The organism is Streptomyces sp. NPDC044704 (assembly GCF_056433525.1).
On sequence record NZ_JBWKGY010000003.1, the window covers coordinates 142,183 to 163,195 of the forward strand.

General features: G+C 73.8%; 14 protein-coding genes. 8 read left to right on the top strand and 6 right to left on the bottom strand.

Annotated elements, in window-relative coordinates; genetic code table 11:
- Positions 1-60: 60 nt before the first annotated feature.
- On the top strand, positions 61-2,949 hold the full coding sequence (locus AC07B0_RS08125) for a lysylphosphatidylglycerol synthase transmembrane domain-containing protein (RefSeq protein WP_478897318.1): 2,889 nt from the start codon (positions 61-63) through the stop codon (positions 2,947-2,949).
- A 255-nt stretch (positions 2,950-3,204) separates the two neighbouring features.
- On the opposite strand, the gene AC07B0_RS08130 is transcribed toward AC07B0_RS08125, so the two are convergent.
- Positions 3,205-3,942 (bottom strand): YwiC-like family protein, encoded by a 738-nt coding sequence (locus AC07B0_RS08130; RefSeq protein ID WP_478897320.1) that lies wholly within the window; start codon positions 3,940-3,942, stop codon positions 3,205-3,207.
- A gap of 268 nt (positions 3,943-4,210) precedes the next feature.
- On the opposite strand from AC07B0_RS08130, the gene AC07B0_RS08135 reads away from it, so the two are divergent.
- The 7 genes from AC07B0_RS08135 to AC07B0_RS08165 all read left to right on the top strand — a co-directional run bounded on the left by AC07B0_RS08135 (position 4,211) and on the right by AC07B0_RS08165 (position 15,190).
- A complete protein-coding gene (locus AC07B0_RS08135; RefSeq protein ID WP_478897322.1) occupies positions 4,211-7,873 on the top strand; it encodes a nitrate reductase subunit alpha in 3,663 nt (1,220 codons plus the stop codon).
- A gap of 4 nt (positions 7,874-7,877) precedes the next feature.
- Positions 7,878-9,398, top strand: a complete 1,521-nt coding sequence (gene narH, locus AC07B0_RS08140) for a nitrate reductase subunit beta (RefSeq protein ID WP_469376746.1) — start codon at positions 7,878-7,880, stop codon at positions 9,396-9,398.
- Entirely contained in the window at positions 9,395-10,099 is a 705-nt protein-coding gene (gene narJ, locus AC07B0_RS08145; RefSeq protein WP_469376744.1) for a nitrate reductase molybdenum cofactor assembly chaperone, read from the top strand. Before narH ends, narJ begins: the two co-directional genes overlap by 4 nt.
- Complete coding sequence (gene narI / locus AC07B0_RS08150; RefSeq protein ID WP_478897324.1) at positions 10,099-10,824, top strand: respiratory nitrate reductase subunit gamma; 726 nt, start codon at positions 10,099-10,101, stop codon at positions 10,822-10,824. Before narJ ends, narI begins: the two co-directional genes overlap by 1 nt.
- Positions 10,821-12,080: a TIGR04053 family radical SAM/SPASM domain-containing protein gene (locus tag AC07B0_RS08155; RefSeq protein ID WP_478897326.1), complete on the top strand. Its 1,260-nt coding sequence runs from the start codon at positions 10,821-10,823 to the stop codon at positions 12,078-12,080. Before narI ends, AC07B0_RS08155 begins: the two co-directional genes overlap by 4 nt.
- A gap of 48 nt (positions 12,081-12,128) precedes the next feature.
- Positions 12,129-13,505, top strand: a complete 1,377-nt coding sequence (hemG, locus tag AC07B0_RS08160; protein WP_356874563.1) for a protoporphyrinogen oxidase — start codon at positions 12,129-12,131, stop codon at positions 13,503-13,505.
- 86 nt (positions 13,506-13,591) lie between these two features.
- Positions 13,592-15,190 (top strand): alpha/beta hydrolase, encoded by a 1,599-nt coding sequence (locus AC07B0_RS08165; protein ID WP_478863337.1) that lies wholly within the window; start codon positions 13,592-13,594, stop codon positions 15,188-15,190.
- 50 nt (positions 15,191-15,240) lie between these two features.
- Here the strand turns inward: AC07B0_RS08165 and moeZ are convergent, their stop codons facing one another.
- From moeZ to AC07B0_RS08190, 5 genes are all read right to left on the bottom strand, one after another.
- Positions 15,241-16,419, bottom strand: a complete 1,179-nt coding sequence (gene moeZ, locus AC07B0_RS08170; RefSeq protein ID WP_363053164.1) for an adenylyltransferase/sulfurtransferase MoeZ — start codon at positions 16,417-16,419, stop codon at positions 15,241-15,243.
- Positions 16,420-16,482: 63 nt separating this feature from the next.
- Positions 16,483-17,247 (bottom strand): spherulation-specific family 4 protein, encoded by a 765-nt coding sequence (locus tag AC07B0_RS08175; protein WP_478863338.1) that lies wholly within the window; start codon positions 17,245-17,247, stop codon positions 16,483-16,485.
- Positions 17,235-18,230: an NAD-dependent epimerase/dehydratase gene (locus tag AC07B0_RS08180; protein WP_356874569.1), complete on the bottom strand. Its 996-nt coding sequence runs from the start codon at positions 18,228-18,230 to the stop codon at positions 17,235-17,237. Before AC07B0_RS08180 ends, AC07B0_RS08175 begins: the two co-directional genes overlap by 13 nt.
- Positions 18,231-18,330: 100 nt before the next feature.
- Positions 18,331-19,338, bottom strand: a complete 1,008-nt coding sequence (locus tag AC07B0_RS08185; protein WP_478897329.1) for a hypothetical protein — start codon at positions 19,336-19,338, stop codon at positions 18,331-18,333.
- The gene (locus tag AC07B0_RS08190) at positions 19,335-20,963 is read right to left on the bottom strand and encodes a DUF3492 domain-containing protein (protein ID WP_478897330.1); all 1,629 of its coding nucleotides are present in this window, start codon (positions 20,961-20,963) and stop codon (positions 19,335-19,337) included. Before AC07B0_RS08190 ends, AC07B0_RS08185 begins: the two co-directional genes overlap by 4 nt.
- Positions 20,964-21,013: the final 50 nt, after the last annotated feature.

A 21,013-nucleotide genomic window follows, 5' to 3' on the forward strand; every position in this document is an offset into this window, starting at 1 on the left:
GCGCACCCTGATGCCCCGCCGGGCCGTCGGTCCGTGCCACCATCTTCCGGGCGGTGACTGGTGATACGTGATCAAGAAGAGACGGATGTGACGGCGAAGGAGCAGGGTGTGAGCCCTCCGGACGGCGCGTCGAAGGACGAGGGCGCGCACCCGGACGACGGCGCGCGCGACGTGCGCGCCGCACGTCCGGACGCCCCGGCGCGCCCGGGCGCGCTGGCTCCTCCCGCGCGCGGCCCGGGCTCGGGAACGCACCCCGGGACCGGCCCGGCCCCCGGGGCCGCTCCGGAAGCCGGCCCCGGCGAAGGCCCGGGCGAAGGCCCCGGCCCTGCGGCGGACCCCGCCGACGAGGACGAGCCGCACGGCCACGCGCCGACGGCCGCCGACCAGGTGGAGGTGGACGAGCCGCTGCTCGCCGCCCGCGTGCACCGCCCCTCCGACCTCGTACGGTTCCTCGCCGGCATCCTCGGCATCGCCGTCGTCCTCGGCATCGCGACCTTCGCCCACGGCACCACCGCGGGCCTCGAACAGGACATCAGCAACAGCACCGGCCAGGCACCCGCCCTCCTGATCAAGGTCGCCGGGCTGGTGTCGAGCATCGCGGTCCTCCTGGTCCCGGTCGCCTTCGCCATCGAACGGCTGATCAAACGCGACGGACTGCGCATCGCCGACGGCGTGCTCGCCGCCGTCCTCGCGCACGGGGTCACCCTCGCCACCGACCTGTGGGTCTCGCGGGCCGCCCCGGGCGCCATCCAGGAGGCCCTCACCCAGTCCACGGGCATCGGCGACACCCTCACCGATCCCGTGCACGGCTACCTCGCGCCCGTGATCGCGTACATGACCGCCGTCGGGATGACGCGCCGGCCCCGCTGGCGCGTGGCCCTGTGGGTGGTGCTGCTGCTCGACGCCTTCGCGATGCTCGTCGGCGGGTACACCACACCCTTCTCGATCATCCTGACCGTGCTGATCGGCTGGAGCGTCGCGTACGGGACCCTGTACGCCGTCGGCTCGCCGAACGTGCGGCCCACCGGGCAGAACCTCCTCGCCGGGCTGCGCCGGGTCGGCTTCCAGCCGGTCAGCGCGATGCGCGCGGAGACCGGCGACGGGACGGACAACGGCTCCGAGGCGAGCGACCGGGGCCGGCGCTACCACGTCACGCTGGAGGACGGTCCGCCGCTGGACGTCACCGTCGTGGACCGTGAGCAGCAGGCGCACGGCTTCTTCTACCGGGTGTGGCGACGGCTGACCCTGCGCGGGATCACCACCCGGCGCAGCCTCCAGTCGCTGCGCCAGGCGCTGGAGCAGGAGGCCCTGCTCGCGTACGCCGCGATCGCTGCCGGGGCCAACGCCCCGAAGCTGATCGCGACCTCCGAGCTGGGGCCGGACGCCGTGATGCTCGTCTACGAGCACCTGGGCGGACGCACCCTGGACTCGCTCTCCGACGAGGAGATCACCGACGAGCTGAGCCGCAACGCCTGGGAGCAGGTACGGGCCCTCCAGTCGCGCAGGATCGCGCACCGCCGGCTCACGGGGGACGCGCTGGTGGTGGATCGTTCCGGCAAGGTCATCCTCACGGACCTGCGGGGCGGCGAGATCGCGGCCGGTGACCTCGTGCTCCGGATGGACATCGCGCAGCTCCTGACCACGCTCGGCCTGCGGGTCGGCGCGCAGCGCTCGGTCGCCTCGGCGGTGTCGGTACTCGGCCCGGACACCGTGGCGGACTGCCTGCCGCTGCTCCAGCCGATCGCGCTGAGCCGTTCGACCCGGGCGACGCTGCGCAAGCTGGCCCGCGAGCGGGCCGACCGGCAGCGGGAGGCCGTACTGGAGTCCTCGCGGGCGGCGAAGGCGGCGCGCGAGGCGGACGCCTCGGCCCCGGCGGCGACGCCTGCGGCGGCCCGGAAGGCCGAGAAGAGGGCCCTGGACGACGCGCTGGACGACGCCCGCGAGGAGGACCTGCTGAGCCAGATCCGCCAGCAGGTGCTGCTGATCCGCCCGCAGGCGCCGGTGGAGCCGGCCCGGCTGGAGCGGATCCGGCCGCGGACGCTGGTCTCGTTCATCGCGGGCGCCTTCGGCGCGTACTTCCTGCTGACGCAGCTGGCCCACGTGGACTTCGCGAAGATCGTCGGCGAGGCGCAGTGGGGCTGGGTCGGGGCGGCGCTCGGCTTCTCGGCGCTGAGCTACTTCGCGGCGGCGATGAGCCTGCTGGGCTTCGTGCCCGAGCGGGTGTCGTTCCTGCGGACCGTGGTCGCGCAGGTGGCGGGGTCCTTCGTGAAGCTCGTCGCTCCGGCGGCGGTCGGCGGGGTCGCGCTGAACACGAGGTTCCTGCAGCGGGCGGGGGTCCGGCCGGGGCTGGCGGTCGCCAGTGTGGGCGCCTCGCAGCTGTTCGGGCTGGCGAGCCACATCCTGCTGCTGCTGTCCTTCGGCTACCTGACGGGCACCGAGAAGACCCCGGAGATGACGCCGTCCCGGACGGTCATCGCGGGTCTGCTGACGGTCGCGGTGCTGGTGCTGGTGGTGACGGCGGTGCCGTTCCTGCGGAAGTTCGTGGTGACCCGGGTACGGGCCCTGTTCGCGGGCGTGGTGCCGCGCATGCTGGACGTGCTCCAGCGGCCGCAGAAGCTCATGACCGGCATCGGCGGCATGCTGCTGCTGACCGGCTGCTTCGTGATGTGCCTGGACGCCTCGATCCGCGCCTTCGGCGGAGGCGAGGCCATCAGCTACGCGAGCATCGCGGTGGTCTTCCTGGCCGGCAACGCGCTCGGTTCGGCTGCGCCGACCCCGGGCGGCATCGGCGCGGTGGAGACCACGCTGACGCTGGGCCTGGTCGCGGCGGGCCTCCAGGGCGACGTCGCCTTCTCGGCGGTACTGCTGTTCCGCACGATGACCTTCTGGCTGCCGGTGCTGCCGGGGTGGATCTCGTTCAACTTCCTCACCCGCAAGGAAGCCATCTAGGCCAAGGAAGCCATCTAGTGCCGTGACCGGAAAGGTCCACCGGGTCGCGACGCCCGGCACGGCACCTCTCCGCGTTGTCGGACCACGGAGGTACGTCCAGTACGAGCCGTGGCCCTCCGCCTTGAGATGCACCGCACCGGACGCCGCGACCCGGCAAACCTTCCCGGCCACGGCACTAGGCCCCTCTCTTCCGGATCTTGCCGGTCGTGCCGGGCCGTCCCGCGCGGAGCGGGGTGGCGCGGGCGCGGCCGCGGGTCAGAACGCGAGCAGCAGGGTGGCCAGGAGGGCGGCCGACAGGGCGAGTTCCACCGCGCCGACCAGTGGAGGTTTCAGGCCGCGGCCCGGCAGGGCGGCCGCTCGGGCGAGGCAGGCGGCGAAGGGCAGCGCCAGCCAGGGCGAGAGCGCGGTCGCGGCGGCCAGGGCCGCCGCGTGGTAGGCGACCGAGCCGCGGCGGTAGGCCGGGGAGCGGCGTTCGCGGATCATCGTCTTCACGTACGGGACGGTGCCGGCGAAGTAGAGCAGGCAGGCCAGCGCCGGCCGCCAGAGCGCCGCGAGGTCCGCCCCGCCGAGGCCGCCCGCGACCAGCAGCATGCCGCAGGCCGGGACCACCGCGGCCAGGCCGTTGACCAGGGCCCGCTCGCGGCCCCGTAGGGCGTAGCGGGTGTTCACCGCCACGAAGGGCGCCGCCGCCGCGCCCGCGAGCAGCAGCCGGGGGTGGAGCACCACCAGGGGCAGGCCCGCCGCCGCCGCGGCCGCGCCGAGCACCAGCGCCGGACGGCCGTGCCGGGACGCGGAGCGCAGCCCGCGCGCCCGCAGCCGCAGCCACTGCTGGGCGTGGAAGACGGCGGCGTACGCGAGCAGCCAGGCGGCGAGGAGCAGCCCGTGCTGTCCGCCCGGCCGGGGCGCGAGGAAGGTGCCCGCGAGGAAGGGCACGGCCAGCATCGCCCACGCCCCGTGCTGGTCGGGGATCCAGCGGTACTCGTCGCGTGCCACGGCCACGCCCTCCTGGATGTCGCGTTCTTCCGCGTGATTCGCCTGTGGCCCGGCGCAGTTGGGCCGCTTCCAGCGTGGCATCCACTGGGCCCGTGAAAGTGCGGAAGGAGGTCACGGACAGAGGGGACCTTTGTCACCGGTTCGGCCGGTCCGGCGGGCGTAGCGTCGTTTCGGGGCCCGTTTCCTCCCGGACTGTCCGATGACCGTCCGGTCCTGTTCCCGGTCCCGGTCCCGTTTCCGGTCCCGTTTCCCGCCCTGGAGGGTCGCCTTGCACGAGCGTCAGGAGAACAAGGCGCATGAGGACGCCGTCGATTCGCTCATCAGGGCGGGCAGTTTCTTCACCCGCGCCGAGGTGTCCGACGACCTGCGGACGGTGCGCCGGACGGGCGGGCGGGCCGCCGAGGCCTTCTACCGCGACCGCTGGAGCCACGACAAGGTCGTCCACTCCACGCACGGCGTGAACTGCACCGGTTCCTGCCGCTGGAAGGTGTTCGTCAAGGACGGGATCATCACCTGGGAGACCCAGGCGACCGACTACCCGTCCGTCGGCCCGGACCGGCCGGAGTACGAACCCCGCGGCTGTCCGCGCGGAGCCTCGTTCTCCTGGTACTCGTACTCCCCCACCCGCGTCCGCTACCCGCTCGTGCGCGGCACGCTCCTGGAGGCGTACCGCGAGGCCAAGGCCCGCCTGGGCGATCCGGTCGGGGCGTGGGCGGACATCCAGCGCGATCCGGAACGCCGCCGCGCCTACCAGCGGGCCCGCGGCAAGGGCGGTCTGGTGCGGGCCTCGTGGGAGGAGGCGACCGAGATCATCGCCGCGGCGCACGTGCACACGATCGCGGAGCACGGCCCGGACCGGGTCGCGGGCTTCTCCCCGATCCCCGCCATGTCGATGGCCTCGCACGCGGCGGGGGCCCGCTTCCACTCGCTCATCGGCGCCCCGATGCTCAGCTTCTACGACTGGTACGCCGACCTCCCGGTGGCCTCGCCGCAGGTGTTCGGCGACCAGACGGACGTCCCCGAGTCGGGCGACTGGTGGGACGCGGCGTACCTGATGATGTGGGGCTCGAACGTCCCCGTCACCCGCACCCCGGACGCGCACTGGATGGCCGAGGCCCGTTACCGGGGCCAGAAGGTCGTCACGGTCTCGCCGGACTTCGCCGACAACACGAAGTTCGCCGACGAGTGGATGCACCCGCACCCCGGTACGGACGGCGCGCTGGCCCTGGCGATGGGCCACGTCGTCCTGAAGGAGTTCTTCGTCGAGAAGGAGACGCCCTTCTTCACGGACTACGTCCGCCGGTACACCGACCTGCCGTTCCTGGTCTCGCTCCGGGAGACGGAACAGGGCCTGGTGCCGGGCAAGTTCGTCACCGCCGCCGACCTCGGGCAGGACACCGAGAACGCGGAGTGGAAGACCGTCCTCGTCGACGACGTCACCGGCGAGCCGGTCGTGCCGAACGGCACGCTCGGGCACCGCTGGGGGAAGAACGAGACGCCCGAGTGGAACCTGGACCTCGGCGACACCGTGCCCCGCCTCACGCTCCTCGGGGAGGGCGGGAGCGCCGAGATCGTCCTGCCGCGCTTCGAGGACGACGAGCGCGGCGGCACCGTCCGCCGCGGGGTGCCCGTGCGCCGGCTCGGCGACCGCCTCGTCACCACCGTCTTCGACCTGATGCTGGCCCAGTACGGAGTCGGCCGCGCGGGCCTGCCCGGCGAGTGGCCCGCCGGCTACGACGACGCCTCGCAGCCCGGCACCCCCGGCTGGCAGGAGTCGCTGACCTCGGTCCCCGCCGCCCAGGCGGTGCGCGTGGCCCGGGAGTTCGCGGAGACGGCCGAGCGGTCGAACGGCCGCTGCATGATCCTCATGGGAGCCGGCACCAACCACTGGTTCCACTCCGAGACGATCTACCGCGCCTTCCTGGCGCTGCTCACCCTCACCGGCTGCCAGGGCCGCAACGGCGGCGGCTGGGGCCACTACGTCGGCCAGGAGAAGTGCCGTCCGGTCACCGGCTGGGCGACCCTCGCGGCGGCCTCCGACTGGTCGCGCCCGCCGCGCCAGATGATCGGCGCGGCCTGGTTCTACCTGCACACCGGCCAGTGGCGCTACGACACCCTGCCCGCCGAGGCGCTGGCCTCCCCGCTCGCGACGGGCGCCTTCACGGGGATGACCGGCGCGGACTGCCTGGCCGCGAGCGCCCGCATGGGCTGGATGCCCTCGTACCCGACCTTCGACCGCAACCCCCTCGACCTGGGCGCCGCCGCCGACCCGGTGGCCGACGCGGTGCGGGAGTTGAAGGACGGCACGCTCGGCTTCGCCGGCGAGGACCCGGACGCCCCGCGGAACTGGCCCCGCGTGCTCAACGTGTGGCGGGCCAACCTGCTCGGATCCAGCTCCAAGGGCAACGAGTACTTCCTCAAGCACCTGCTCGGCACCCACTCCAACCTCCCCCACGACGGCCCGCGCTGCGCGCCCAGGGACGTCACGTACCGGGAGGAGGACGTCGAGGGGAAGCTGGACCTGCTCATGTCCATGGACTTCCGGATGACGTCCACGACGCTGCTGTCGGACGTGGTCCTCCCGGCGGCCACCTGGTACGAGAAGCACGACCTGTCCTCCACGGACATGCACCCCTTCCTGCACGCCTTCACCCCGGCCGTGGACCCGCCCTGGCAGGCCCGCTCCGACTACGACGCCTTCCTCGCGATCGCCCGCCGGTTCGGCGAGCTCGCCCGGACCCGTCTCGGCGTCCGCAGGGACCTCGTCGCGACCGCGCTCCAGCACGACACCGCGGGCGGCGAGATGGCCCAGCCCGGCGGGGTGGCCCTGGACTGGTCGAAGGGCGAGTGCGAACCCGTGCCCGGGCGCACCATGTACAACCTGGCGGTCGTCGAACGCGACTACGGGGCGGTCGGCGAGAAGTTCGCCGCGCTCGGCCCGCTCGTCGACCGGCTCGGCGTGACCACCAAGGCGATCACCTACGACGTGACCGAGGAGATCGCCTACCTCGGGGAGAAGAACGGCCTGGTCCGGAGCGGGGTCGCGGAGGGCCGCCCGCGCCTGGACACCGCCGGGCGGGCCTGCGAGGCGATCCTCTCCCTGTCCGGCACCTCCAACGGCCGGCTGGCCACCCAGGGCTTCGAGACCCTGGAGAAGCAGGTCGGCACGCACATGGCGCACCTGGCCGCCGAGGCCGAGGGCAAGCGGATCACCTTCGCGGACACCCAGGCCCGCCCCGTCCCGGTGATCACCTCTCCCGAATGGTCGGGTTCCGAGGCCGGCGGGCGCCGCTACACGGCCTTCACCGTCAACACCGAGCACCTGAAGCCCTGGCACACCCTCACCGGCCGCCAGCACTTCTTCGTCGACCACGACTGGCTGCACGAGGTCGGGGAGTCCCTCCCCGTCTACAAGCCGCCGCTGAACATGCACACCCTGTACGGGGAGCCCGAACTGGGCGTCGTCGACGAGAAGACGGTCGCCGTCCGGTACCTGACCCCGCACAACAAGTGGGCGATCCACAGCCAGTACCAGGACAACCTCTACATGATGACGCTCGGCCGGGGCGGTCAGACGGTGTGGATGTTCCCGCAGGACGCCGCCGCGATCGGGGTCGCGGACAACGACTGGATCGAGGCAGTCAACCGCAACGGCGTGGTCACCGCCCGCGCGATCGTCTCCCACAAGATGCCTCCCGGCACGGTCTACATGAACCACGCGCAGGAGCGGACGGTCGGCGTCCCCAAGACGGAGAAGACCGGCCGCCGCGGCGGCATCCACAACTCGCTGACCCGGGTGATGCTCAAGCCCACCCACCTCATCGGCGGCTACGCCCAGCTGACCTGGGCCTTCAACTACCTCGGCCCGACCGGCAACCAGCGCGACGAGGTGACGGTCATCCGCCGCCGCGACCAGAAGGTGGAGTACTAGTCCCATGCGCGTGATGGCACAGGTCGCGATGGTCATGAACCTCGACAAGTGCATCGGATGCCACACCTGTTCGGTCACCTGCAAGCAGGCGTGGACCAACCGGCAGGGCACCGAGTACGTCTGGTTCAACAACGTGGAGACCCTCCCCGGCCAGGGTTACCCGCGCCGCTGGGAGGACCAGGAGAAGTGGAAGGGCGGCTGGGAGCGCACCCGTTCCGGCCGGCTGCGGCTGAAGGCGGGCGGCCGGCTGAAGAAGCTCGGCGGCATCTTCGCCAACCCCCACCTGCCGGAGATCGACGACTACTACCAGCCGTGGACCTACGAGTACAAGAACCTCACCGAGGCCCCGGCGGGCGACGACCTGCCCACCGCCCGGCCCGTCTCGCAGATCACCGGCGAGCCCGTCGACAAGGTCGAATGGGGTCCGAACTGGGACGACAACCTCGGCGGCGCCCCCGCGCACGCCCCGAGGGACCCGATCGTGGAGAAGATCCGCGACGAGGTGGGCGAGAAGATCCGCTTCGAGTTCGAGCAGAGCTTCATGTTCTACCTCCCCCGGATCTGCGAGCACTGCCTGAACCCGGCGTGCGTCTCGTCCTGCCCGTCCGGTGCGATGTACAAGCGCGAGGAGGACGGCATCGTCCTCGTCGACCAGGACGGGTGCCGCGGCTGGCGCATGTGCGTGACGGGCTGCCCGTACAAGAAGGTGTACTTCAACCACCGCACCGGCAAGGCCGAGAAGTGCACCTTCTGCTTCCCGCGCATCGAGGTCGGCATGCCGACGGTGTGCTCCGAGACCTGCGTGGGCCGGATGCGCTACCTCGGCGTGATGCTCTACGACGCCGACAAGGTCGCCGGGGCCGCGGCCGTCGAGGACGAGCACGACCTGTACCCCTCCCAGGTGGAGTGCTTCCTCGATCCGCACGACCCGGCCGTGGCCGCCGCCGCCCGCGCCGCCGGCATCACCGAGGAGTGGCTGGAGGCGGCCCGGAACTCCCCCGTCTACGACCTGATCGCCACCTACCAGGTCGCCCTGCCGCTGCACCCGGAGTACCGGACCATGCCGATGGTCTGGTACGTGCCTCCGCTGTCCCCCGTCGTCGAGGCGGTCGCCGCCACCGGCAGCGACGGCGAGGACGCCGGCAACCTCTTCGGGGCGATCGACGCGCTGCGCATCCCCGTCGAGTACCTGGCCGCGATCCTCACGGCGGGCGACACGTACGCCGTCGAGGCCGTGCTGCGCCGGATGGCGGCGATGCGCGCCTACATGCGCAGGATCAACCTCGGCGAGCCGAGGGACGAGTCGATCGCCGGAGCGGTCGGCCTGACCGGCCCCGAGATGGAGGACATGTTCCGGCTGCTGGCCATCGCCAAGATCGAGGACCGGTTCGTGGTCCCGACGGCCGCCCGCGCCGAGGCCGACGCCCTCGCCGGGACCCACCCGCTGGACGCCGCCTGCCCGGTCGGCGGGGAACCCGAACCCCGCGTGATGCTCAACCTCAGCCCCACCAGGAGGAGTTCGTGACACCCGACGGCCTGGTGCGGCTCGTGGCCGGCTGCGCGCTGCAGTACCCCGGCGACCGCTTCCACGACGAACTCCCCCGCCTGCGCGCGGCCCTCGCCGGGGCACCGGACGGACCGGCCGGACTGCTCGGCGCGTTCCTCGACGGCGCCGAGGAGCTCGGCCCCGTCGAGCTGTGCGCGCGGTACTCCGACACCTTCGACACCCGCAACCGGCGCTGCCTCTACCTCACCTGGTGGACCGACGGCGACACGCGCCGGCGCGGGCTCTCCCTCGTCCGGCTGAAGCGGATCTACCGGGACTTCGGGCTGGAGTACGCGGGCGAGGAGCTGCCCGACTTCCTGCCGGTGGCCCTGGAGTTCGCCGCGCTCCGGGAGGAGGCCGGCACCGAGCTGCTCCAGGAGCACCGGGCCGGGCTGGAACTGCTGCGGCTCGCGCTCGCCGAGTCCGGGTCCCCGTACGCCCGGGTGCTGGAGGCCGTCTGCGCCACCCTGCCCGGGCCCTCGCCGCGCAGCCGCGCGGAGGCGAAGGCGCTCGCGAGGAACGGTCCCCCGCAGGAACTGGTGGGCGCGGGCTCGGCCCTCGAACCCTTCGGCCCGGGCATCGACCCGCCGCAGGACTTCCCGGCGGCGCTCACGGCCGGCTTCCCGTCCGGCCGGACCGCCGACCTCCCCTGGCCCACCACCGAAAGGCAGACGGCCTGATGGACCTCCTCCTGTGGGGCGTACTGCCGTACGTCTCGATCGCCCTGCTCGTCGCCGGCACGCTCTGGCGGGCCCGCTTCGACCAGTTCGGCTGGACCACGCACTCCTCGCAGGTCCACGAGTCGCGACTGCTGCGGATCGGCTCCCCGCTCTTCCACTTCGGCATGCTCTTCGTGGTCGTGGGCCACGTCGTGGGCCTGCTGATCCCGATGGGCTGGACCGACGCGGTGGGCCTGGACGACCACGCCTACCACCTCCTGGCCGTCTCCACCGGCGCCGTCGCGGGCGTCGCGGCCGCCGCCGGCGTCGGGATCCTGGTGTACCGGCGCTTCACGGTGCCGGCCGTCCGCCGGGCGACCCTGCGCGGCGACCACGTGATGTACGCCTGCCTGCTCGGTGCGATGCTCCTCGGGCTGACGGCCACGGTCCTCAACTCGACCGGGCAGACCGGCGGCTACAACTACCGCGAGGGCGTCTCGGTCTGGTTCCGCAGCCTGTTCGCCCTGCGGCCGGACTACCACCTGATGGCGGGCGCCCCGCTCGCCTTCCGGCTGCACGTCCTGTTCGGCTTCGCGCTCTTCGCGCTCGTCCCGTACTCGCGGCTGGTGCACATGTTCTCCGCCCCGCTGAAGTACCTGGTCCGGCCGTACGTCGTCTACCGGCGCCGGGATCCGGAGCAGCTGGCGAACCGCCCGCAGAAGCGGGGCTGGGAGCGGGTGTCGTGAAGCCTTCCGCCGACCCGGCGCGGCCCCCGGCCGGTGCCGGGCGGCCGCCCGCCGTCGTGCGCCGGCCCCGGCACGCGGTCGCCGAACGCCCCTTCCTCGTGATCTGGGAGGCCACCCGGGCCTGCCCGCTGACCTGCCTGCACTGCCGGGCCGAGGCGCTGACGGCCCGGGACCCGCGGGAACTCGACGGGGCGGACGCCCGCCGGGTGATGGACCAGACCGCCGCCTTCGGGAAGCCCGGCCCGCTGTTCGTGATCACCGGCGGGGACCCCTTCCAGCGCCCCGACCTCGCGGACCTGATCGCGTACGGGACCTCCCTGGGCCTCAGGGTCGCCGTCTCCCCCTCCGGCACCCCCACCCTGACCCGGGCCGGCCTCGAAGCCGTCCGCGACGCCGGCGCGGTGGCCCTCTCCCTGTCCCTGGACGGGTCCACCGCCGCCCGGCACGACGCCTTCCGGGGCGTCCCGGGGGTGTACGACTGGACCCTGGAGGGCTGGCGGACCGCCCGCGAGCTGGGCCTCAAGGTGCAGATCAACACCACGGTCTCCCGGGACAGCCTGGAGGACCTGGCCGACATCGCCGCCCTGGTGCGGCGCGAGGGCGCGATGCTGTGGTCGGGCTTCCTGCTGGTGCCGACGGGACGCGCGGAGGGTCTGGACCCGCCGACCCCGGCGGAGATCGAGGACGTACTGCACTTCCTGTACGACTGCGGCGCCGTGATGGCCACCAAGACCACGGAGGGCCACCACTTCCGCCGGGTCGCGCTCCAGCGGGCCGTCCTCGACGCGCGCGGCGAGCGCCCCGCCCTCGGTCCGCTGTACGGGCGGCTGCGCGCCCGCGCCACCGGCCTCGGCTTCTTCGAGGGCGCCCGGCGGACCGTGCGCCGGCCCCCGATGGACGTCTCCTCGGGGCGCGGCTTCGTCTTCGTCTCGCACACCGGCGAAGTGCACCCGAGCGGTTTCCTGCCGCTGTCCGGCGGCAACGTGAAGGAACGCCCGCTGACCTCCGTCTACCGGGAGTCGGCGCTGTTCACCTCGCTGCGCGATCCGTCGCTGCTGCGCGGCAGGTGCGGGGCCTGCGAGTTCCAGACGGTGTGCGGAGGCTCTCGGTCGCGGGCGTACGGCTCCACCGGGGACGTGCTGGAGGAGGATCCGTACTGCGCCTACGAGCCCGGCAGCTTCCCGTACCGGCGGGAGGTGGAAGCCCTGGCCGAAAGCACGAAGCGGCGACCCCCGCCCCTCCCATATGTTTCATAAGGGAACATATCGTCCACGGTCGCAGGACCACGGTCACAGGAGAAGACAATGCGTTCAGTGATCGTCGTCGGTGGCGGCATCAGCGGTCTGGCGGCCGCCTGGCAGCTGCGCGGCCACGCGGACGTCACCCTGCTGGAGGGCCAGGCCAAGGTCGGCGGCAAACTCCGCACCGGCACCATCGCCGGCATCACCGTCGACGAGGGCGCGGAATCCCTGATGGCCCTGCGCCCGGAAGCCGTGGAACTGGCCGCCGCCGTCGGACTCGGCAACGCCCTCCGCGACCCGGAACAGGCCCCCACCACCGTCTGGACCCACGGCGCCCTGCGCCCCCTGCCGGCCGGGCACGTCATGGGCATCCCCACCGACCCGGCCGCCCTGGCCGGCACCGGGCTGCTCTCGCCGGAGGGCGTCCTGCGGGCCGGCCGGGAGGAGACCCTCCCCGCCTCCCCGCTCACCGGCGACTGCTCCGTCGGCGCCTACCTGGGCGCCCGCCTCGGCCGGGAGGCCGTCGACCGGCTGGTCGAACCCCTCCTGGGCGGGGTCTACGCCGGCCGCGCCGACCGGCTCTCGCTGCGCGCGGCGATGCCCCGGATCGCCGCCCTCGCCGAACAGGGCACCCCGCTGCTGCCCGCCCTGCGCCGCATGAAGGCCGCGGGCGCCCCCCGCCCGGCCGCGGTGGCCGTCCAGGGCGTGGCCGGCGGCACCGGCCGCTTCCCGCAGGCCGTGGCCCGGGCGTGCGGTGCGCGCATCCTGACCGGGACGACGGCACGCTCCCTCCACCGCCTGCCGGACGGCGGCTGGCGGGTGCTGGCGATGACCGCCGACGGCCCCCTCACGATGGACGCCGACGCCGTGATCCTGGCGCTCCCGGCCTTCGCCGCGGCCGAGCTGCTGCGGCCCCACTCCCCCCTCGCCGAGGAGGAGCTCGCGGCCATCCCGCACGCCTCGACCGCCGTCGTCACCATGGCCTTCTCCCGCACCCGGGCCCACTTCCTGCCGGAGGGCAACGGGTTCCTCGTCCCGCCGGTGGACGGCCACGCCCTCAAGGCCGCCTCGTTCCTCTCCAACAAATGGGCCTGGCTGCACGACGCGGCGCCCTCGGTGTTCGTGCTCCGCGCGTCCATCGGCCGGATCGGCGAGGAAGAGCTCCTGGACCGGCCCGACCGCCACCTGGTGCGCACCGCGATCGCCGAACTCCACCACGCGGTGGGCCCCATGGGCGAGCCCCTGGCCGCCCGCGTGACCCGCTGGGACCGGGGCCTTCCGCAGTACGGCGTCGGCCACCGCGAGCGGGTGAACCGGATCCGCGGGGCGGTCGGGAAGCTCCCCGGCCTCGCCGTGTGCGGCGCGGCCTACGAGGGCGTGGGCGTCGCCGCCTGCGTGGCGACCGGCCGCAGCGCCGCGAAGGAGATCCTGGCGGCCTGACCCCGCCCCCGGCGGGGCGGGCCGGCGGGCACCCGAACGGCCCACGGCGCGGGCGGAGCCGCCACGCCCCGCGCAGGATGGGGAACATGCCGAGAAACGCCCTGCGGACCGCCGCTGCCGCCGCCCTCGCCACCGCGCTGCTCACCACGGCCGCCTGTTCCGGCGGCGGCGACGGGGAGAAACCGGAGGCCGACGCCGCCGGTGCGAAACCCCTGGAGTGGGGCGAGTGCGAGGCCCCCACCGCCCTGGAGGGCGGGGGGCAGACGCCCGGCAAGGACTGGCAGTGCGCCACCCTCGACGTGCCCCTGGACTACGCGAAGCCCGAGGGCGAGACGATCCCCCTCGCCCTGATCCGCGCCAAGGCCCGCGACAAGAAGAACCGGATCGGCTCGCTCGTCTTCAACTTCGGCGGCCCGGGCGGCTCGGGCATCACCACCCTCCCCGGCGCGGCCAAGGAGTACGACGCGCTGCGCGACCGGTACGACCTGGTCAGTTTCGACCCCCGCGGGGTGGGCCGCAGCACCCCGGTCCGCTGCCTGGACGACAAGCAGCTCGACGCGTACTACGCCCAGGACTCCTCGCCCGGCACACCCGAGCAGGAGAAGGCCTACGTCGACGGCATCAAGGGGTACCAGCAGGCCTGCCGGACGAAGTCGGGCAAGGTCCTGCCGTACGTCGGCACGGAGAACGCCGCCCGCGACCTCGACCGGATCCGCCAGGCCCTCGGCGACGAGAAGCTGAACTACTTCGGGATCTCCTACGGCACCGAACTCGGCGGGGTCTACGCCCACCTCTTCCCGAAGAACGTCGGCCGGGCCGTCTTCGACGCCGTCGTGGACCCGACGAAGACCTCCGAGGAGGGCTCGCTCGGCCAGGCCAAGGGCTTCCAGCTCGCCCTCGGCAACTTCGCGCAGGACTGCGTGGACCGCGGCGACGCCTGCCGCCTCCAGGGCAGCACCGCGAAGGAGATCGAGGACAACATCATCAAGCTCCAGAAGTCCCTGGCCGCCAAACCCATCACGGGCATCGGCGACCGGCAGCTCACCGACGGGGCCGCGACCAACGGCATCGCGCAGGCCCTGTACTCCAAGGAGCTGTGGCCGCTGCTGGAGCAGGGCCTGGACGAGGCGGAAGGCGGGCAGGGCCAGCTGCTGATGGCCCTCTCCGACGCCCTCAACGGCCGGGACCAGCAGGGGCGCTACAGCAACATCGGGGCCGCCAACACGGCCATCAACTGCGCGGACTCCAAGGAGCGCGTCACGCTGGAGCAGGCCAAGGCCAAGCTCCCGGCGTTCCGGGCGGCGTCGCCCGTCTTCGGGGACTTCCTCGGCTGGGCCATGCTGAGCTGCACCGACTGGCCCGTGGCGGGCGCCTGGGACACCCCGGACGTGTCCGCCCCCGGCGCGGACCCGATCCTGGTGATCGGCAACACCGGCGACCCGGCGACCCCGTACGAGGGGGCCCGCAAGATGGCCGAGCGGCTCGGCGAGGGCGTGGGCGTGGAGCTGACGTACAAGGGCGAGGGGCACGGCGCGTACAACAGCGGCGACCCCTGCGTGCAGAAGGCGGTGAACGGCTACCTGCTGGACGGGAAGGTGCCGGCCGCCGGCTCCGTCTGCACCGCGGTCCCGGACGCCACGGGGACGCCCGTCACACCGCAGGCCCCGGCGTCGCAGAGCGCCTGAAACGCCGGAGGGGCCGTACCGCGGGCGCGGTACGGCCCCTCCGGGGCGTTCTAGTAGACCGGCTTCTCGGGCTCGATCTGGTGGACCCAGCCGATGACGCCGCCGCCGACGTGGACGGCGTCCGCGAAGCCCGCGGACTTCAGGACGGCCAGGACTTCCGCACTGCGGACACCCGTCTTGCAGTGCAAGACGATGCGCTTGTCCTGCGGCAGGTCCTGGAGGGCCGTGCCCATCAGGAACTCGCCCTTGGGGATCAGCTTCGCGCCGGGGATCGAGACGATCTCGTACTCGTTGATCTCGCGGACGTCGATGATCTCGATCGGCTCGTCGTTGTCGATCCACTCCTTGAGCTGCTTGGGAGTGATCGTCGAACCCGCGGCGGCCTCCTGGGCCTCCTCCGACACGACGCCGCAGAAGGCCTCGTAGTCGATGAGTTCCTTGACGGTCGCGTTCGGACCGCAGACCGCGCAGTCGGGGTCCTTGCGGACCTTGACCTGGCGGTACTGCATCTCCAGGGCGTCGTAGATCATCAGGCGGCCGACCAGCGGCTCGCCCACGCCCGTGAGGACCTTGATGGCCTCGGTGACCTGGATGGACCCGATGGACGCGCACAGCACGCCCAGCACGCCGCCCTCGGCGCAGCTCGGGACCATGCCCGGCGGCGGGGGCTCCGGGTAGAGGCAGCGGTAGCAGGGTCCGTGCTCGGACCAGAAGACCGAGGCCTGGCCGTCGAAGCGGTAGATCGAACCCCACACGTACGGCTTGTTCAGCAGCACGCAGGCGTCGTTGACCAGGTAACGGGTGGCGAAGTTGTCCGTGCCGTCGACGATGAGGTCGTACTGGCTGAAGATCTCCATCACGTTCTCGGCTTCGAGCCGCTCTTCGTGAAGGACCACGTTGACGTACGGGTTGATGCCCAGCACGCTGTCGCGCGCCGACTCGGCCTTGGAACGGCCGATGTCCGCCTGGCTGTGGATGATCTGGCGCTGCAGGTTCGACTCGTCGACCTCGTCGAACTCCACGATGCCCAGCGTGCCGACGCCGGCCGCGGCCAGGTACATGAGGGCGGGCGAGCCGAGGCCGCCCGCGCCCACGGCCAGCACCTTGGCGTTCTTCAGGCGCTTCTGGCCGTCCATCCCGACATCCGGGATGATCAGGTGGCGGGAGTACCGACGGACCTCGTCAACGGTGAGCTCAGCAGCTGGCTCTACCAGGGGTGGCAGCGACACGGGGACTCCGTAGATGGGTATGTCTCAACGGTTGTTCTCCCCGTAACACTGCCACGCCCCTCTTCATTCCGAGACACCCGGTCCGATCCGCGAGACGATTTCGTCCCAGTACCCGGGCATCGAGGCCCAGGGGTCCCGGTCCCCGGCACCCCGCCGGTCCGTGAACCAGATGGTCCCGGCGCCCTGCCAGCGGGCGATCCGGACGGCCTCCTCCAGGTGGGTGCGGGGCACGCCGTGGACGAGGTGGCAGAACCGCTCCGGCGGGTACTCGGCCGTCCACTCCGCGACCTGCGACCAGCGGTAGTCGGCCCAGGCCCCGGAGAAGGTGACCAGCTGGTCGGCGGCCTCGGCGTAGCCCTCGCAGGGGTGGGTGCCGTGCCCGAGGACGATCCGCAGGTCCTCGCCCAGCCCCCGCAGGGTCTCCACGACCCGGCGCACGGAGGCGAGTTCCGACCGGTCGGCGGGGGCGTCGGCGAGGTAGAAGCCGCCGACCCCGTACCAGTCGCGGAAGCGGTGGGCGTCGGAGACCAGCTCCCCGAACGACCGGCTTCCGCCCCGCAGGGCGAGATGTCCGAGGAGCCGGGGTCCGTCGCCGCCCGGACCGCGCAGCTTCGCGGAGGCCTCGGAGCAGTGCGGGTCGGGCCGGCCGCCCGGGCCGTCGGTGACGTTGAGGACGGCCCAGTGCAGGGGGGTCCCGGGGCGGGTCAGCTCGGCCCATTCGACGGGGGCGAGCAGGGGATGTGCGTAGCCGGGGGCGCCGAGACCGAGGCGGCCGGCCCCGGTCGCGGCGTCCGCCGGGGTTCCCGGCGGCGTGGTCAGATGCGGCACGCCGCCTCCATCCAGATGTCCGCGAGGGATTCCTCCAGGTTGATCCGGGGCCGCCAGCCGAGCCGGTCGCGGGCGGTGCGGACGTCGGCCTGCTGCCAGGCGCCGCAGCCGTCCGGGTACGGGTAGGGCTGCGGGGCGCTGCCGGCGAGCTGCTCGGGGGTCGCCTCGGAGCGGGGCGAGCCGATGGCGGCCAGGCCCGGCGGCCGGCCGGGGTGCGCGTGCTGCTGGGGCAGGTCGAGCTCGTGCAGGGCGCCCCCGTACCCGGCGACCCGGGCGAGGACGGCCGCCGCGTCGCGCAGCCGGACCGCGCGGCCGGTGCCGATGTTGACGACGCCCTGGGCGGCGGAGAGGGAGGCGGCGTGCACCGCCCGGGCGACGTCCCGTACGTCCACGAAGTCCCGCTGCACGCCGAGGCCGCTCAGCTTGAGCTCGCCGTCCCCCGACTGCATGGCGCGCCGCATGGCCTCGGCGAGCCGGCCGAGCGGGGAGCCGGCGGGGGTGCCGGGGCCGACGGGCGAGAAGATCCGCAGGACGACGGCGTCCAGGCCCGATCCGAGGACGAGTTCGGTGGCGGCGAGCTTGCTGACGCCGTACGGTCCGCCGGGTCTCGGGACGGCGTCCTCGGCCGTGGACGAGCCGGGCTGGCTGGGCCCGTACTCGGCGGCGCAGCCGAGCTGGACGAGCCGGGCCCCGCAGCCGCTGCGGCGCAGCGACTCGCAGATGGTGGCGACGGCGACGGTGTTGTGCCGGGTGAGTTCGCGGGCGCCGCCGCGGGTGGCGCCCGCGCAGTTGATGACGACGCCCGGGTGGACGGCGTCGAGGAAGCGGGTGAGCGCGCCGGGGCTGCCCGTGGCGAGGTCGAAGCGGACGTCGGCGTCGTCGCCGCGGCCGAGCGCGGTGAGCTGGACGGCGGGGTCGGCGAGCAGCCGGTCCGCGACGTAGCGTCCGAGGTAACCGTTGGCTCCGATCAGCAGCACCCTCATCGCGCCGCCCCTTGGTTGTTTGGCTGGCCGGTCATCCTGTTTCTCCTTGGCTGGTGGGGTCGGTATCGGGGTACGGCGCTCCGGCGTCGGTTCCGAAGGCTCAGGGACGCGCGTGTGCCGAGGCACGGGACAGCGCGAGGAAGGCGTGTACGAGGAGTCCCGCGGCGGCGGCGGACACCACCGCCGGGGACGGGACCAGGGCGAGGACCAGGGCCGCGGCCACGGGCGCGCGGTGGGCGCCGTGGCCGAGCAGCAGGCGGGCCAGGAACAGCAGCACCGCGAGCGGCACGGCCTGCGCGAGGGGGGCTCCGGTCACCGCGGCCGCCCCCGTGGCGGCCGCGGTGAACAGCAGGAGGGTCCCGGCGAGCAGGGGCCGCGCCCCGTCGGCGAAGTCCTCCAGGGCCCGGCTCGCGGCGAGCCGGCGCCGGGCCCGGGCGGCGAAGAGGACTCCGGCCAGGTACCCGGGGGCGACGGCCAGGGCGAGGCCGGCGCCGAGGGCCGGTCCGTGCAGGTGCGCGGCCCAGCCGACGGCGGCGGCCGCGAGCAGGTGGGCGGCGTAGGGGAACCGTCCGCCGGCGCTGCGCCCGGGCCACACGAGGGCCCCGGCGGTGACGAGCGCCGCGAGGGGTCCCGCCCACGGCGTCCCGGCGGCGGCCGCGCCGACCGCGAGGGCCCCGGGCAGCAGGGAGTACCCGAAGCCGCGCAGCGCGCGGGGGCCGGCCGGCATCCGGGCGGGCGGGGCGGGGCGGTCGTCGTCGCGCGGGGTGCGGGCGTACAGCTCCTCCGCGAGGGAGAAGACGTCGCGGTGCCGGAACCGGGCGGCGGTGCGGTCGGTGATGCCGTGCGCTTCGAGCCCGGCGGCGATCTCCAGCGGGTCGACGGCCCGTTCGCAGAGCTCCCGGTGCCGGTGCAGCAGGGTTTTGACGGGGTCACCGCCGGCGGTCCGCCGGCGGGGGGCCTGCGGGGCGGAGCCGGCGGGGCCGCCGCGGAGGGACGGGGCGGCGGAGCCGGCGGGGTCCGTCCGCGGGGACGGCCCGGCCTCCTCGGCGGGGGCGGGGGCGGCGGCGGGGCCGGGCGCTGGGGCGGGGCCGGGGTCGAGGGCGGTCATACGGCGGCCTCCGTGATCCCGGAGGGGCCGCCCGTGGAGCCGGGGGCCGCCCAGGTGGGGGTGGTCCAGTGCCCCGGGACCCGGGCTTCGGCGGGCTGCTCGAAGGGGATCTCCCCGTCGGGCCGTGCGGAGCCGCGGGCCAGGAGCCGGAGGTAGATGTCCTGGAAGGCGGTGACGTTCTGCTCGACGGTGAACAGTTCCAGGGCCCGGGCCCGGGCGGCCGCGCCGAGCCGCTGGGCCCGTTCGGGTTCCCCCAGCAGCGCGAGGCAGGCGTCGGCGAGGGCGCGGGGGTTGCGGGGCGGGACGACGAGTCCGGTGCCGCCGATGACCTCGCAGACGGCGCCGACGTCGGTGGAGACGGTGGCCCGGCCGCAGAACATGGCTTCGGCGAGGGTGATGGGGAAGCCCTCGATCACCGAGGACAGCACCACGATCCGCCCGGCGGCGTAGGCGTCGGCCGGGGAGGGGGCCTCGGGACCGCCGACCTCCTCGAAGGTGACGGGGCTCTCCCCCACCGTGCGGGCGTCGGCGGCCTCGTCGGGGAAGAGCTGCGCGGCCAGGGAGCGGCAGTCGGCGAGGTAGTCGACGGACACGGCGCCGGGGGCCACGGAGGTGGCGAAGATCCGCAGCCGGGTCCGCGGGGCGGCCTTGCGGACCTCGGCGAAGGCGTGCAGCAGGGCGATGAGGTCCTTGGCCGGCTCGATCCTGCCGACCCACACCAGGGTGTCGGGGTCGCCGGATTCCGTGTCCTCGCCGACGGCGGCGAATCGCTCCGCCTCCATCCCCGGGTACACGGTCCGCAGCCGTTCCCGGGGTGCGCCGCAGCGTTCCTGCCAGCGGCGGGCGTGGGCGTTGCCGGGGGTGAGCAGGTCGGCCCGGGCGTAGATCTCGCCGGCGAGGCGGGTGTGGAAGGCGGCGAGGAGGGCGCGCAGCGCGGGCCGGGCGCCGTCGGGGTCGGCCAGGTAGTGGGCGCGGAGCTGGACCCCGTACTCGGTGACCAGCAGCGGGACCCCGAAGAAGCGTTTGGCCAGGAGGCCGGGGATGGCCGCGACCCCGCCGGCCGCGGCGTGGCAGACGTCGGCCGTGCCGAGTCCGGAGCCGCAGTCCTCGTACCAGTCGAGGGACAACGGGCGCAGCGCGCGCTCCAGTTCGTCGACGAACTCCAGCAGGTCGGGTACCTGCGCCGCACGTACGGCGCGGCCCGCGCCGGGTGCCCGGCAGGCCGACTCGACGGTGCGCACGGCCGTCTCCGAGCGCAGCGCCGCGTACATCCCGCCCTGTTCGCGGGCGAGTTCGGCGAGGGCGTAGAGCCCGGTGGCGAAGGGGTCGGCCTGGCCGGCGCAGACGCCCCGGACGAGGTCCCCCAAGGCTTCGGCGAAGCGGCGCCGCTCGCGCCGGGAGTGGGTGCGCCCGTCGTCGGCGGGGGCCCACAGCGGTGCGGTCCGTACCCGGGTGACGTGGTCGGGGAGCGGGACGCGGCCGCGCTCTTCCTGGCCGGCGCTGCGGCTCAGCGCGTAGAGCTCGAACTCGTGCTGCGGGAGCCCGCGCACGAGCCGGTCGCACCACAGCCTCGCCTCTCCGGCCGCATACGGATATCCGCCTTCCGTGAGCAGTGCGATCCGCACGAGTGGCACCCCCGATCTCCCGTTCAGGAGGTCGCCGTTGGCCCGGCGAC

Coding starts and splice junctions, on each gene's coding strand:
- narH (WP_469376746.1), top strand. CDS start 7,878: ATGCGCGTGATGGCACAGGTCGCGATGGTCATGAACCTCGACAAGTGC.
- AC07B0_RS08180 (WP_356874569.1), bottom strand. CDS start 18,230: ATGAGGGTGCTGCTGATCGGAGCCAACGGTTACCTCGGACGCTACGTC.
- AC07B0_RS08165 (WP_478863337.1), top strand. CDS start 13,592: ATGCCGAGAAACGCCCTGCGGACCGCCGCTGCCGCCGCCCTCGCCACC.
- narI (WP_478897324.1), top strand. CDS start 10,099: ATGGACCTCCTCCTGTGGGGCGTACTGCCGTACGTCTCGATCGCCCTG.
- hemG (WP_356874563.1), top strand. CDS start 12,129: ATGCGTTCAGTGATCGTCGTCGGTGGCGGCATCAGCGGTCTGGCGGCC.
- AC07B0_RS08185 (WP_478897329.1), bottom strand. CDS start 19,338: ATGACCGCCCTCGACCCCGGCCCCGCCCCAGCGCCCGGCCCCGCCGCC.